15 protein-coding genes are annotated in these 12,729 nt (G+C 71.9%); 10 read left to right on the top strand and 5 right to left on the bottom strand.

Annotated features, from left to right (window positions below; translation table 11 throughout):
* Window positions 1–91 precede the first annotated feature (91 nt).
* The 5 genes from AB0M59_RS01995 to AB0M59_RS01975 all read left to right on the top strand — a co-directional run bounded on the left by AB0M59_RS01995 (window position 92) and on the right by AB0M59_RS01975 (window position 2,966).
* Window positions 92–580 carry a hypothetical protein gene (locus AB0M59_RS01995; protein ID WP_364606982.1) on the top strand — a complete coding sequence of 163 codons (489 nt, stop codon included), beginning with the start codon at window positions 92–94 and terminating at the stop codon, window positions 578–580.
* 433 nt (window positions 581–1,013) lie between these two features.
* Window positions 1,014–1,784 carry a choice-of-anchor P family protein gene (locus AB0M59_RS01990; protein WP_364606979.1) on the top strand — a complete coding sequence of 257 codons (771 nt, stop codon included), beginning with the start codon at window positions 1,014–1,016 and terminating at the stop codon, window positions 1,782–1,784.
* Between the two features lie 4 nt (window positions 1,785–1,788).
* Window positions 1,789–2,349, top strand: a complete 561-nt coding sequence (locus tag AB0M59_RS01985; RefSeq protein WP_364606977.1) for a class F sortase — start codon at window positions 1,789–1,791, stop codon at window positions 2,347–2,349.
* A gap of 217 nt (window positions 2,350–2,566) precedes the next feature.
* A complete protein-coding gene (locus AB0M59_RS01980; protein WP_364606974.1) occupies window positions 2,567–2,782 on the top strand; it encodes a DUF1062 domain-containing protein in 216 nt (71 codons plus the stop codon).
* A complete protein-coding gene (locus AB0M59_RS01975) occupies window positions 2,697–2,966 on the top strand; it encodes a DUF1062 domain-containing protein (RefSeq protein ID WP_364606971.1) in 270 nt (89 codons plus the stop codon). The genes AB0M59_RS01980 and AB0M59_RS01975 overlap by 86 nt, the downstream gene beginning before the upstream one ends.
* Window positions 2,967–2,986: 20 nt before the next feature.
* On the opposite strand, the gene AB0M59_RS01970 is transcribed toward AB0M59_RS01975, so the two are convergent.
* The 3 genes from AB0M59_RS01970 to AB0M59_RS01960 are packed head-to-tail and all read right to left on the bottom strand — an operon-like array spanning window position 2,987 to window position 6,362.
* The gene (locus AB0M59_RS01970) at window positions 2,987–3,733 is read right to left on the bottom strand and encodes a succinate dehydrogenase/fumarate reductase iron-sulfur subunit (RefSeq protein ID WP_364606968.1); all 747 of its coding nucleotides are present in this window, start codon (window positions 3,731–3,733) and stop codon (window positions 2,987–2,989) included.
* Window positions 3,730–5,658 carry a fumarate reductase/succinate dehydrogenase flavoprotein subunit gene (locus AB0M59_RS01965; protein ID WP_364606965.1) on the bottom strand — a complete coding sequence of 643 codons (1,929 nt, stop codon included), beginning with the start codon at window positions 5,656–5,658 and terminating at the stop codon, window positions 3,730–3,732. Before AB0M59_RS01965 ends, AB0M59_RS01970 begins: the two co-directional genes overlap by 4 nt.
* Window positions 5,658–6,362, bottom strand: a complete 705-nt coding sequence (locus AB0M59_RS01960) for a succinate dehydrogenase cytochrome b subunit (RefSeq protein WP_364606962.1) — start codon at window positions 6,360–6,362, stop codon at window positions 5,658–5,660. The genes AB0M59_RS01965 and AB0M59_RS01960 overlap by 1 nt, the downstream gene beginning before the upstream one ends.
* A gap of 82 nt (window positions 6,363–6,444) precedes the next feature.
* Between AB0M59_RS01960 and AB0M59_RS01955 the strand changes: the two genes are divergently transcribed.
* The 3 genes from AB0M59_RS01955 to AB0M59_RS01945 are packed head-to-tail and all read left to right on the top strand — an operon-like array spanning window position 6,445 to window position 9,498.
* Entirely contained in the window at window positions 6,445–7,395 is a 951-nt protein-coding gene (locus AB0M59_RS01955) for a LysR substrate-binding domain-containing protein (protein ID WP_364606959.1), read from the top strand.
* Between the two features lie 23 nt (window positions 7,396–7,418).
* Window positions 7,419–8,987, top strand: a complete 1,569-nt coding sequence (locus AB0M59_RS01950; RefSeq protein ID WP_364606955.1) for an amidase — start codon at window positions 7,419–7,421, stop codon at window positions 8,985–8,987.
* A 40-nt stretch (window positions 8,988–9,027) separates the two neighbouring features.
* Entirely contained in the window at window positions 9,028–9,498 is a 471-nt protein-coding gene (locus AB0M59_RS01945; protein ID WP_364606952.1) for a MarR family winged helix-turn-helix transcriptional regulator, read from the top strand.
* A 176-nt stretch (window positions 9,499–9,674) separates the two neighbouring features.
* Here the strand turns inward: AB0M59_RS01945 and AB0M59_RS01940 are convergent, their stop codons facing one another.
* Window positions 9,675–10,259, bottom strand: coding sequence for an XRE family transcriptional regulator (locus AB0M59_RS01940; RefSeq protein ID WP_364606949.1), 585 nt, complete (start codon window positions 10,257–10,259; stop codon window positions 9,675–9,677).
* Between the two features lie 65 nt (window positions 10,260–10,324).
* Here AB0M59_RS01940 and AB0M59_RS01935 point away from each other — a divergent pair, with 65 nt between their 5' ends.
* Complete coding sequence (locus tag AB0M59_RS01935) at window positions 10,325–10,846, top strand: class I SAM-dependent methyltransferase (protein ID WP_364606946.1); 522 nt, start codon at window positions 10,325–10,327, stop codon at window positions 10,844–10,846.
* Window positions 10,843–12,375, top strand: a complete 1,533-nt coding sequence (locus tag AB0M59_RS01930; RefSeq protein ID WP_364606943.1) for an MFS transporter — start codon at window positions 10,843–10,845, stop codon at window positions 12,373–12,375. Before AB0M59_RS01935 ends, AB0M59_RS01930 begins: the two co-directional genes overlap by 4 nt.
* Here AB0M59_RS01930 and AB0M59_RS01925 read toward each other — a convergent pair.
* A complete protein-coding gene (locus AB0M59_RS01925) occupies window positions 12,290–12,718 on the bottom strand; it encodes a DUF1707 domain-containing protein (RefSeq protein WP_364606940.1) in 429 nt (142 codons plus the stop codon). The genes AB0M59_RS01930 and AB0M59_RS01925 overlap by 86 nt on opposite strands.
* Window positions 12,719–12,729: the final 11 nt, after the last annotated feature.

Here is a 12,729-nt window from a genome sequence, read left to right as displayed (position 1 = left end):
GGGTTCCTCCAGGTCGGCCGTCGCCCGATCCGGTGAAGCGGCCCATCGCGCCGCCGTCCCCGGGTACCCCCGCCGAAAGGAGGAGGAGACGATGCCCGACAACGAACTCCCGGGGTTCCTGATCATCGGCCTGATCTTCGTGATCGCCGACGGTCAGATCCTCTACCGCGGCGGCCGCCGCTACCTGAGCGGCCCGGACGGCGGCGAAGGAACCGGCTCGATGGCGTGGATGGTGGTGACGGTCTTCCACCTGGTCGCGTTCGGCGTGCTGGCCCTGCTGTCGGTGGTGGGCCCTGGCTGGTCGGGCTCGACGGCCGCCCTGGTCGGCAGGCTGGGCGTGTTCCTGCTGCTGCTGGCGGTGGCGCACGGGCTGACCCTGGCCGTTCTCGGCCGCCGCCGGCAGGACACGATCGTCGAATCCCATTACCAGGAACGGGAGACCGACCGGCCGGGTGAGTTGTACGTCCAGCCGGTGGAGACCGGGATCGAGCAGACGGCCGTGACGCCGGTGCCCGGGCAGAGCGGTCCGCCGCCGCGGGTGAGCCCGGATCTCGGGAACCACGGCCCCTACCGGGCTTGAACGGCTGCCGCCGGACGATGTCGTGAACGACTCTTTCCTGTCACCCGGACGACGGGGAAGAGTCGTTCACGTCATCGGCGCGCCCGCTCCACCACCGGCCCAGGGCCGTGGTGGTCACATCACCCTGAGTGTTCGCCGCCGCCCGTCCAGGTAATCACTCTTCCGTGTCTGATCCCCGGCCGAACCCCCTCGAATGCCGCAGTGCGCACTACTCCGCGTCGGCACATTCTGAAAACCCGAGCGCTTGAGTGACCGCTTCGTGTCGTCCCCGCATCGGAAGATCACGTTTCGCGAACCGCCGCGATCCCCGCCGTCGCAACGGTTCCTTGCCCCGCGTAGCGATTTTGATAGCGTGGCCGGGCTTTCCCTCGCCGCCGGGTCACATCCCGCTGCGGTGTCTCCCCGTTTTCCGTTCCGGCGAAAGGACTTCTTCATGCGCACGACCCTGCTCCGAGCCGGGGGCCTGGCCGGGGTGACCGTCGCCGTTCTCGCCGGCTCCACCGGCGTCGCCGCCGCGGACGACGCCGTCACCGGGTCCGCTTTCGGCGCGTCGGCGAGTGTCTCCCTCCTGCCGGGCGTCCTCACCGACGGCAAGGGAATCACCGTCGACACCGGGCAGCTGGCCAAGTCGAGCAGCGCCGGCCCGGCCGAAGCGAGCGTCGCCGATGTCCCGCTCAAGGGGCTCGTCACCGCCAAGGCCATCAGCAGCTCCGTCGTCGACGGCACCGGGTCCGTGGCCGCCAAGGCGAGCGTCGCCGAGGTGACGTTGCCGCTGCTCGCCGCGGCCGCCGGGCGCGTGCCGTCGATCCGGCTGATCAGTGCGCGCTGCGCCTCGGCCGACGGGCACGTCACCGGCAGCAGCGACCTCGCCGGCGTCAACCTCGGCCGGCTCGGCACGCTCCCCGCCGCCACCTCGCCCAACCGGAAGCTCGGCATCCCCGGGGTCGCCGAGGTGATCGTCAACGAACAGCTCCAGCGTTACGACGGCTCCCTCGAAGTGACGGCCCTGCACATCAAGCTGCTCGGCGGCAAGACCACCGGCGCACTCGGCAGCGGCGACGTCAAGCTCGCCTCCGTCACCTGCGGCCCGTCGAAGGAACGCGCCCCCGAAGCGCCGCCGCGCCCGACCGGGCCCGGGCAGGTCGTCGTCATCCCCGCCGGTGCCCCGCAGACCGGCGACGGCAGCCTCGCGACCGAGGGCTGAGGCGATGCTGCGCCGCGCCCTCCTCATCGCCGTTTCCGCGCTGCTGCTCGCCGGTTGCGGTGCGACGGCGACCCCTGCCGCTCCGCCGCCTGCTCCCGCCACCGCGGCTCTGACGCGGTCCCTGCCGACCGCGCTCGACGTCCCCGCGATCGACGCGAAGTCGACGCTGGTGTCGCTCGGGCTCAACCCGGACCGCACCGTCGAGGTGCCGCCGGTCGACCAGCCGCTCCAGGCCGGCTGGTACGAGTACGGCCCGACGCCCGGTGAGATCGGGCCGGCGGTGATCCTCGGCCACATCGACGGCGACCACCGCAAGGGCATCTTCTGGCGGCTGCACGAGCTGAAGCCGGGCGATCCCGTGCACGTCGACCGCGCCGACGGCGGAAAGCTGACGTTCGAGGTGACGAAGGTCGACCAGATCGCGAAGAAGGAGTTCCCGACGGAAGCCGTGTACGGCAACACCTCCGACGCCGAGCTCCGCCTGATCACCTGCGGCGGCAAGTACGACGCGGCGAACCGGAACTACCTCGACAACGTGATCGTGTACGCCAAGCTCAAGAAGTGACGCCGAGCCGGGCCAGCGGTAGGTGAACGCCGAGCTGACCCGGCTCTCGTCCCGGCGGCGCGCGAAAATCGGTGGAACGGCACCGCCGCGCGCCATTTTGTCCTGCGAGCCCCGTCGTCCGGCCGAAGGACCCGCCGTTGTACATCGCATGAGACCTCCCGAGCGCTGAACCGTCGCGCGCCGCGCGCCTTTTGCCGCGGACTTCTCACTGGAACCGGTGGCTCCTCGCGCTCCGCACCGGTGCGGAGACACCGTGAAGCTCACAGTCCTGGAGCGTGTGGACGTGCGCGCCGTACGCCCCGAGCTGCTGGACCGGCTGCACGCCAACGATCCTGATCCGGGATCCGGTGCTGCGGCGCCGCAACCACGTCGCCCTCGACTGGGAGGGTGCCTGGCGCCTCGACACCGGCGGGTCGGACTACCTCGACCGTGAGTTGCTCGACGTCTCGGTCCGCTTCGCCGAGCCGATCCCGATCCGGCCGGCGCGGCTAATCGCGGAAGGGTGCGCTCTTTCGCGGGCCGAGGTGGAGCGGCTGATCGAGGAAGGGAAGGTCGTCTCGGCGGTCCGCTTGAGCGGCAAGCTCTCCGGCGACTTCACCTTCACGCTCAAGCGCTGAACCCCCGGGTGGCGAGCCGCTCAAGGACGACCCGAGCGGCTCGCCTTCCGGAACTCCCGGTTGAGGTTGGCGATGCTCGCGAACGGGATCCCCTTCGGGCACGCCGCCACGCACTCACCGGTGTTCGTGCACCCGCCGAACCCCTCCGCGTCCATCGTGTCCACCATGTCCAGCACCCGCTGCGCCCGCTCCGGCTGCCCCTGCGGCAGCAGGCTCAGGTGCGTGACCTTCGCCGCGGTGAACAGCGTCGCCGAGCCGTTGGGGCACGCCGCCACGCAGGCGCCGCAGCCGATGCACGTCGCGTTGTCGAACGCCAGGTCCGCGTCCGGCTTGGGGACCGGGGTCGCGTGGGCGTCCGGGGCGCTGCCCGTCGGGGCGCTGACGTAGCCGCCCGCCTGGACGATCCGGTCCAGCGCCGAACGGTCCACCACCAGGTCCTTGATCACCGGGAATCCCTGGGCCCGCCAGGGTTCCACGTCGACGACGTCGCCGTCTTCGAACGATCGCATGTGGAGCTGGCAGGACGTCGTGCGCTCCGGGCCGTGCGCCTGCCCGTTGATCACGACGCCGCACGAGCCGCAGATGCCCTCGCGGCAGTCGTGGTCGAAGGCCACGGGTTCTTCGCCGTTGGCGATCAGCTCCTGGTTGAGCACGTCGAGCATCTCGAGGAAGGACATGTCCGGGCTGACGTCGTCGACCGGGTAGGACACCAGCCGGCCCTCGGTGGCCGGGCCGGCCTGCCGCCAGATGCGGACGGTGAGTTTCATGTGTAGCTCCGCTGGGTCGGGTGGACGTGCTCGAAGGTGAGGTCCTCGCGGTGCAGCACGGGTTTCTCGCCGTACTCCCACGCCGCGACGTACGAAAAGTGCTCGTCGTCGCGTTGTGCCTCGCCGCCGGCCGTTTGGTGTTCTTCGCGGAAGTGCCCGCCGCAGGACTCCTCCCGCGCGAGCGCGTCGATCAGCAGCAGCTCGGCCAGCTCCAGGAAGTCCGCCACGCGGTTCGCCTTCTCCAGCTCCTGGTTCAGCTCGCCCGCGCCGCCGGGGATGCGGACGTCGCGCCAGAACTCCGCGCGCAGGCCCGGGATCCGCTCCAGGGCCTTGCGCAGGCCTTCACGGCTGCGGGACATCCCGCAGTGGTCCCACAGCAGCAGGCCCAGCTCGCGGTGGAACGAGTCGACCGACCGCGTCCCCCCGACCCCGAGCAGCCGCGAAATCCGTTCGCGCACTTCGGTTTCCACCCGCGTGACCTCGTCGTGGCGTGCGGGAACCTCGTCCAGACGGGTTCCGCCGAGGTAGTCGTTGAGGGTCGCGGGCAGCACGAAGTAGCCGTCGGCCAGGCCCTGCATCAACGCCGACGCGCCGAGCCGGTTGGCGCCGTGGTCGGAGAAGTTGGCCTCCCCGATGACGAACAGCCCGGGGATCGTGCTCTGCAGGTCGTAGTCCACCCACAGCCCGCCCATCGTGTAGTGGATGGCCGGGTAGATCCGCATCGGCACCGCGTACGGGTCTTCCGCCGTGATGCGCTGGTACATGTCGAAGAGGTTGCCGTAGCGGGCTTCGATCGCCGGGCGGCCCATGCGCTCGATCGCGTCGGCGAAGTCCAGGTAGACACCGAGGCCGCCGGGCCCGACGCCGAGGCCCGCGTCGCACACGTTCTTCGCCGCACGCGACGCGATGTCGCGCGGGACCAGGTTGCCGAAGCTCGGGTACAGCCGCTCGAGGTAGTAGTCGCGCTCGTCCTCGGGGATCTCCTCCGGCGGCCGCGTGTCGCCCTTGCGCTTCGGCACCCAGATCCGGCCGTCGTTGCGCAGCGACTCGCTCATCAGCGTCAGCTTCGACTGGTGCTCCCCCGAACGCGGGATGCACGTCGGGTGGATCTGGGTGAAGCACGGGTTCGCGAAGTACGCGCCGCGCTTGTGCGCCCGCCAGATCGCGGTCGCGTTGGAGCCCTTGGCGTTGGTGGACAGGTAGAAGACGTTTCCGTAGCCGCCGGTCGCGAGGACGACGGCGTCGGCGAGGTGCGTCTCGATCTCCCCGGTCACCAGGTCCCGCGCGACGATCCCGCGCGCCCGGCCGTCGACGACGACCAGGTCGAGCATCTCCGTCCGCGGGTGCAGCTCGACGTTGCCCGCGTCGATCTGCCGGGACAACGCCTGGTAGGCGCCGATCAGCAGCTGCTGACCCGTCTGGCCCCGCGCGTAGAACGTCCGTTGCACTTGCACGCCGCCGAACGAACGCGTGTCGAGCAGGCCGCCGTACTCCCGCGCGAACGGCACCCCCTGCGCCACGGCCTGGTCGATGATCTGCGCCGACACCTGCGCCAGCCGGTACACATTGGACTCCCGCGACCGGAAGTCGCCGCCCTTCACCGTGTCGTAGAACAGGCGGTAGACCGAGTCGCCGTCGTTGCGGTAGTTCTTCGCGGCGTTGATCCCGCCCTGCGCCGCGACCGAGTGCGCCCGCCGCGGCGAGTCCTGGAAGCAGAACTGCACGACGTGGTAGCCTTGCTCGGCCAGGGTCGCCCCGGCCGAGCCGCCGGCCAGCCCGGTGCCCACGACGATCACGCGGTGCTTGCGCCGGTTCGCCGGGTTGACCAGCTTCGCGGTGAACTTCCGTTCGTCCCACCGGTTTTCCAGCGCACCGGTGGGCGCCTTGGTGTCGGCGATCGGGTCGCCCTCGATGTAGTCGGACATCAGTCCACCAGTCCCGTCATGACCGCGACCGGGACGAGCGCGTAGCCGCCCGCGATCACGACCGCCGTCGTGCTGCCGAGGATCTTGATCACCCGTTCCCGTCGCGCGCTGGTGACGCCCAGCGTGCGCGCGGCGCTGGCGAAGCCGTGGTGGATGTGCAGGCCGAGCATCGCGAGCGCGACGAGGTAGATCACGTTGACCCACCAGACCTGGAAGTCCGCGACGAGGTTGTGGTACGGGTCACCCGGCACGAAGTCCCGGTTCACCGTGCCGACGGTGAAGTCGAGGATGTGCCAGACGACGAACACCGCGAGCGTCGCGCCGCCCCAGCGCATCGTGCGCACCGCGAAGGTCGCGCGCACCGGCCGCCGGTGGACGTAGCGCACCGGCCGTGCCCGCAGGTCGCGCCGGACCAGCTGGACCGCCGCCGTGACGTGCAGGACGAGCGCGAGAAGCAGGACGGCGCGCTGGATCCAGAGGAACCAGGCGTAGTGCAGGACCGGCTCGCCGATGGTCCGCAGCCAGTGCGCGTAGTGGTTGAGGTCGCCGGCACCGAGGAACGTCTTGAGGTTGCCGACCATGTGCGCGAACACGAACGCGAGCAGGAGCCCACCGCTCACCGCCATGACGATCTTCTTGCCGATCGTCGAGTCCCAGAACCGGCGGATGTTCGAGCGCCGCCGCACCGCGAGGTCGTTTACCACCCGACCGACGTTAGGAGCGCGCTCACCAGAGGTCAAAGACATCATAACTCTACACTTGATAGCCAACAGCTATCATAGAGCGATGCAGCTGCACCAGCTCGCCTACTTCGTGGCCGTCGCCGAGCACCGGCACTTCACCCGCGCCGCCGAAGAGATGCGGGTCGCGCAACCGTCGCTGTCCCAGCAGATCCGCACGCTCGAACACGACCTCGGCGCGCCGCTGTTCCACCGGATCCGCGGCAACGTCTCGCTCACCGAAGCCGGCGAGGTCCTGCTGCCGATCGCGCGGCGGATTCTGGCGGAGACCGAATCCGCGCGGCTCGCGATCCGGGAGCTGGACGAGCTCGACCGCGGCCGCGTGCGGCTCGGCGCGCCGCCCAGCCTGTGCACCGGGCTGCTGCCGGCGATGCTCTCGGCGTTCCGCCGCCGGTACCCGGGCATCCAGCTGGAGCTGCACGAAAGCGGGTCGGGCGACCTCCGGCAGCGGCTGGCCGAGGGAGCGCTGGACCTGGCCCTGCTGGCCGGTGCCCGGATGTCCGGCGACCCCCATCTGGCGGCGACGCCCCTGCTGCTCGAGGAGCTGGTCGTGATCTCCCCCGCGGACGCGCCGGTGCCCCGCGCGGGCGCCCGGCTCGACGTCCGCGAGCTCGCCGACGTCCCGCTGGTGATGTTCCGCCGCGGCTACGACGTCCGGGAAGCGACGGTCAACGCCTGCCGCGCGGCCGGGTTCGAGCCGTCGTTCGCGATCGAGGGCGGTGAGATGGACGCCGTGCTGGAGCTGGTGCGCGCGGGCGTCGGGTCCGCGGTGGTGCCGAGCACCGTGGCGGGCGAGCGGTTCCTGATGACGCGCTTCGCGCCGGACGCGGGCATGACCCGGATCGTGCAGCTGGCCTACCGCAAGGAGGTCGAGCCCACCCGGGCCGTCCGGGCGCTGCGCACCGCGATCGTCGGGTTCGTGGCCGACCGCGCGAGCCTCCCGCCCGGTATCGAGTCCCTTGTGGACAGAGGAGGCGCCCGACCAAAGGAGGGTTGACCGGCGCCGCGTTCAGGAGTGCCATGGACGCCGTGAATCGTCTGCGCTCGGCCGCCGTGCTCGTCGTCCTCGCCGGTTCCCTACTGGCCCCGGTCCCCGCCGCCGCCTCGACCGGCCTGGGTTTCGACCTCGACGCGGCCACCATCCCCGAACTCCAGCAGCGGATGGACCACGGTGGCCTCACCGCCGTCCGGCTGACCACCGCCTACCTCCACCGCATCGACGCCCTCGACGGCAAGGTCCACTCGGTCGTCGCCGTCGACCCGGGTGCGCTCCGCGCGGCCGCCGCCAGCGACGCCCGTCGCCGCGCGCACCACGCGCTCGGGCAGCTGGACGGGATCCCGGTGCTGCTCAAGGACAACATCGACACGCGCGCGCAGCCGGCGACCGCGGGTTCGCGGGCCCTGCCGCGCAGCCGGCCGGCCGCCGACGCGGCGCTGGTGAACCGGCTGCAGCGCGGCGGCGCCGTCATCCTCGGCAAGACGAACCTCTCCGAGTGGGCCAACTTCCGCTCCACCCACTCGACGTCGGGCTGGTCCGGGATCGGCGGCCAGACGAACAACCCCTACGTGCTCGACCGCAACCCGTGCGGCTCGTCGTCGGGCTCCGGCGCCGCCGTCGCGGCCACGCTCGCCCAGGTCGCGATCGGCACCGAGACCGACGGCTCGATCGTGTGCCCGGCGGGCGCCAACGACGTCGTCGGCGAGAAGCCGACGCTCGGGCTCGTCAGCCGGACCGGCGTCGTGCCGATCTCCGCGGAGCAGGACACGGCCGGGCCGATGGCGCGTCACGTCGTCGACGCCGCCGTCACGCTGTCCGTGCTGCAGGGCCGCGACCCGGCCGACCCCGCGACGGCGGCCATCCCCGCGGGGCAGCCGCGCGACTACGCGGCCCTCCTGCACCCGGGTGCTCTGCGCGGGGCCCGGATCGGCGTCTGGCGGCTGGCCGGCCTGGACGCCGACGTCGACCGGGTCGTCGGCGACGCCGTCCGGACGCTGACCGCTCGCGGCGCCACGGTGGTCGAGGTCGACCTGCCGTACCAGGACCAGATCGGCGCCGCGGAAACCCCGGCACTGCTCACGGAGTTCAAGCGCGACCTGAACGCGTATCTCAAGCACCGGCCGGGCCACCCCGCCACGCTCGACGAGCTGATCGCGTTCAACCGTCGCGACCCGGTGGAGCTGTCGAAGTTCGGCCAGGAGCTGTTCGAGCAGGCCGCGGCCGCGCCGCCACCGAGCGACCCGACGTACCGGCAGCAGCGGGCGACGGCCACGTCACTGGCACAGCGGTCGATCGACGAGACGCTCTCGCGGCTGCACCTGGACGCGATCGTCGCGCCGACCAACAGCCCGGCGTGGAAGACGGACTACGCCGCCGGCGACGCGTTCGTCCTCGGTTCGTCGACGCCGGCGGCCGTCGCGGGCTACCCGAACGTGTCGGTCCCGGCCGGGTTCGCGGGCCCGCTGCCGATCGGCGTCTCGTTCTTCGCCGGTCGCTGGGCCGACGCCCGGGTCCTCGCCTTCGCGGCCGCATTCGAGCGGGCCGCCCCGGCGCGCCGGGCCCCGGCCTTCCTTCCCACGCTCGGCTCGTGACGATCGTTAGGGTGGGGGCCGACGGTGAGGAGGGCAGCCGATGGTCACCCGCGCGGAGCGGAACGCGACGGACCCCGACCTGGGTGTCCTCTCGGGACGGCTGCTGTTCGCGGTGCAGCGGGAGCTGTTCGCGACGCTGGCTTCCCAGGGGTTCGACGACCTCAAGCACCGGCACGGCGCCGTGCTCGCCTACCTGGACCCGGACGGCGTCCGCGCGACCGAGCTGTCCCGGCTTTCGGGGCAGTACAAGCAGATCATCGGGACGCTGATCGACGAGCTGGAGGGCCTGGGGTACGTCGAGCGGCAGCCGGACCCGAGTGACCGCCGCGCGAAGCTGATCTGCCCGACCGAGCGCGGCCTCGCCCAGATGCGCGCGGCGGACGCGATCATGGCCGCCATCCAGCAGCGCCACGCGGACCGCCTCGGCCACGAGGACTACGAGCGCTTCAAGCGCACGCTGGCCGACATCACCGAGCACCAGCGCAACCGCCTCACCTCAACCGACGACTGACCACCCGTGCCGCCCCCAGACACGCGTGATGCCCCTCCAATCACGCGAGATGCCCGCCCAATCACGCGAGTTACGTCTCCAATCACGCGAGTTACGTCCCCAATCACGCGAGTCACGCCCCGGATCACGCGAGCCGACCCCTCCAGGTACGCCAACTGACCCTCCGGGTACCCCGGTCAGCCCGCCGGCTTGGCCGACACGCGGACGTGCGCCCGCTCGCCCTGCCGCCCGACGAGGCTGAGGAACTCGACCGGCCCCGCGCTCGTGGCCCCGAACCAGTGCGGCGTGCGGGTGTCGAACTCCGCCGCCTCCCCCGGCCCGAGGACGAGGTCGTGCTCGCCGAGCACCAGCCGGAGCGTCCCGTTGAGCACGTAGACCCAGTCGTGGCCCTCGTGCGTGCGCAGGTCCGGCTCCGCGTCCCCGGCGGTGAGCACGAACTTGTACGCCTGGATGCCGCCCGGCCGCTGGGTCAGCGGGATGATCGTCGAGCCGTCCCGGCACGCGACCGGCCGCAGCGTGACGCGCGGGTCGCCCGTCGGCGGCGCGTCGACGAGCTCGTCGAGCGTGACCCCGTAGGCGCGCGCGAGCGGCAGGAGCTGCTCGAGCGTAGGCCGGCGCAGCCCCGCCTCCAGGCGGGACAGGGTGCTCGCCGAGATGCCGGTCTGCTCGGCCAGCGCGGTGAGCGTGGTTTCCCTCTGCTGACGGAGGCGCTTCAGCCTCGGCCCCACGGCGTCGAGCGCCCGGTCGATCGCATCGTCCATGCCGCCATTTTGCCGATCGGCAAGAAGCTTTGCCAATCCGGCCGACCGCCCGGCACGGTGGTCCCGTGAACGACTTCGACCAGCCCTACTGGGAGCACCACTGGCGGCACGCCCGCCACCACGACACCGACCCCAACCCTCACCTGGTCCACGAGACCGCCGGCCTGACGCCGGGCACCGCGCTGGACGCCGGCTGCGGCCGGGGCGCCGAGGCCGCCTGGCTCGCCGCGCGCGGCTGGGCCGTCACCGCGGTGGACATCTCGGCGGAAGCCCTCATCCAGGCGGCCGCGAACACCGTGGCCTGGGTGCGGGCGGACCTGACGACGTGGACGCCACAACGACAGTTCGACCTGGTCATGACCCACTACGCCCACCCGGCGATGCCGCAACCGGCCTTCTACGACCGCATCGCGGGCTGGGTCGCACCCGGCGGCACGCTGCTCGTCGTCGGGCACGCCGAGGGACACCACGTGCCCGAAGCGTCGGCCGCGGCGCCGGCCATCACCGCCCTCCTCGACGGCTGGGAGATCGTCACCGCCGAAGACCGCGGTCACGACGTCGTCGTGCGCGCGAGGAGGTCAGCATGACCACGATCGACGACCCGCGCCGCCGCCGCGCGGTCCTGATCGGCGTCTGTCTCGCGCTCATGGCGGTGATCGCGTCGGTGTCCGGGCTGAACGTCGCCCAACCGGAGCTCGCGGTCGGCTTCGGCGCGTCGCAGACCACCGTCCTGTGGATCGTCAACGTCTACCCGATCAGCCTCGCCGCGCTGCTCCTGCCGCTCGGCGCCGCCGGCGACCGGTGGGGCCGCAAACCCGTGCTGCTCGGCGGTTTGACGCTCTTCGGGCTCGCGAACCTGCTGGCGGCTCTCGCGCCGTCCGCGGAAATCCTGCTGAGCGCCCGGCTCCTGAGCGGCGTCGGCGGCGCGATGATCATGCCGGTCACGCTGGCCGTCATCACGGCGACCTTCCCCGACGAGGAGCGCTCGCGCGCGATCGGCGTGTGGACCGGCGTCGCCGGCGGAGGCGGGATCCTCGGGATGTTCCTGTCGGCGGTGCTGGTCGACGTGGCGAGCTGGCGCTGGCTGTTCGCCCTGCCGATCGCGCTCGTCGTGGCGGCCGTCGTCGTGACGCTGCGCTCGGTGCCCGACTCCCGCGAGGCGTCCCGGCACGCCTTCGACGTCGTCGGCGCGCTGACGTCGATGGTTGCCACGGTCGGGATCGTCTTCGTCCTCCACGAAGGACCGGAACGCGGCTGGACCGCGCCGGTCACCCTGCTGAGTCTGGCCGCCGGAGTGCTCGGCGTCCTCGGTTTCGTCGGGTGGGAGCTGCGCCACCCGGCGCCGCTGCTCGACGTCCGCCTCTTCCGCGAGCGCGGCCTGACGAGCGGTTCCGTGGCCCTGCTGGCGGTTTTCGGCGTGCAGGCGGGGATCTTCGTGGTGCTGTTCCCGTACTTCCAGGCGGTGCTCGGCTGGTCCGGTTTCCGCGCCACCCTGGCGCTCATGCCGACGGCGCTGCTGATGATGGCCGCCTCCGGGCTCGCCCCGCGGGTCGCCGCGCGCGCCGGACGCCGCGCCGTGATGGCGGCGGGAATCGCCGTCGGCGCGGCGGGACTGGCGCTGATGGCCGTCTTCGTGTCCGTCGACGGCGGGTACCTGTCGATCCTGCCCGGGATGCTGACCATGGGACTGGGCATGGGCTTGACGATGACCCCGGCCACCGAAGCCATCACCGGCTCGCTGCCGCGGGACCGCCAGGGCGTGGCGTCCGCGCTCAACGACGTCACCCGGGAACTGGGCACGGCCCTCGGCGTCGCGCTGCTGGGAACGGTCCTGACCGCCGGCTACCGCGACGCCGTCGACTCCCGGCTCGCGGGGATTCCGGGAGCCGACAGCGCCCGCCAGGGCGTGGCGAACGCGCTCACCGCACCACCGGCGGTACTGCGCGCGGCCCAGGAGTCCTTTGTGGACGGCTGGCGGCAGTCGATGTGGGCCGGGGCCGGCGTGCTGGTGGCCGTCCTCGTCTTCGTCCTCAGCCGCGCTCCAGGCCGCGAGGATCGAAGCCGTGCGATTCGAAGCCCTGCAAAGCGATCGCGGCCATCAGCACGAGGACGATGACGGCGGCGACGATCATCAGCACCCGCCGGCGCGCGGGGGCCGGCTCGGCGGACCGTCCGAAGAGGACGGCCAGGTCGGCGAGGAGAGTCCGGCGGGCGGCGGCCAGGATCGGCCGCCAGCCCGTCGCCTCCGCCGGCTCCGAGGCCGGCAGGTCCGCGGTCATGGCCGCGAGTTCGTGCCGGAAGCGGGCTTCCTCGAGCCGGCCCAGGCGGTCTTCGACTTCGTCCATCGTCAGCCGTCCTTCGCCGGCCGCCGTGTAGAGGGCGGCGCGAACCTGCTCACGTTCCGCATCCGAGCAGCGGATCCCGTCTTCCGCCAAGGTGCCGGGCACGTTGTCGCTCATCGTCTTCTCTT

This window comes from Amycolatopsis sp. NPDC051371, from assembly GCF_040682155.1.
GTDB lineage: Bacteria > Actinomycetota > Actinomycetes > Mycobacteriales > Pseudonocardiaceae > Amycolatopsis.
This window is presented reverse-complemented; position numbering and strand designations above follow the sequence as displayed.

What these genes read in the sequence shown, in the direction of transcription:
- AB0M59_RS01995 (WP_364606982.1), top strand. Translation starts at nt 92, where the DNA reads ATGCCCGACAACGAACTCCCGGGGTTCCTGATCATCGGCCTGATCTTC.
- AB0M59_RS01990 (WP_364606979.1), top strand. Translation starts at nt 1,014, where the DNA reads ATGCGCACGACCCTGCTCCGAGCCGGGGGCCTGGCCGGGGTGACCGTC.
- AB0M59_RS01985 (WP_364606977.1), top strand. Translation starts at nt 1,789, where the DNA reads ATGCTGCGCCGCGCCCTCCTCATCGCCGTTTCCGCGCTGCTGCTCGCC.
- AB0M59_RS01970 (WP_364606968.1), bottom strand. Translation starts at nt 3,733, where the DNA reads ATGAAACTCACCGTCCGCATCTGGCGGCAGGCCGGCCCGGCCACCGAG.
- AB0M59_RS01965 (WP_364606965.1), bottom strand. Translation starts at nt 5,658, where the DNA reads ATGTCCGACTACATCGAGGGCGACCCGATCGCCGACACCAAGGCGCCC.
- AB0M59_RS01955 (WP_364606959.1), top strand. Translation starts at nt 6,445, where the DNA reads ATGCAGCTGCACCAGCTCGCCTACTTCGTGGCCGTCGCCGAGCACCGG.
- AB0M59_RS01950 (WP_364606955.1), top strand. Translation starts at nt 7,419, where the DNA reads ATGGACGCCGTGAATCGTCTGCGCTCGGCCGCCGTGCTCGTCGTCCTC.
- AB0M59_RS01945 (WP_364606952.1), top strand. Translation starts at nt 9,028, where the DNA reads ATGGTCACCCGCGCGGAGCGGAACGCGACGGACCCCGACCTGGGTGTC.
- AB0M59_RS01940 (WP_364606949.1), bottom strand. Translation starts at nt 10,259, where the DNA reads ATGGACGATGCGATCGACCGGGCGCTCGACGCCGTGGGGCCGAGGCTG.
- AB0M59_RS01930 (WP_364606943.1), top strand. Translation starts at nt 10,843, where the DNA reads ATGACCACGATCGACGACCCGCGCCGCCGCCGCGCGGTCCTGATCGGC.
- AB0M59_RS01925 (WP_364606940.1), bottom strand. Translation starts at nt 12,718, where the DNA reads ATGAGCGACAACGTGCCCGGCACCTTGGCGGAAGACGGGATCCGCTGC.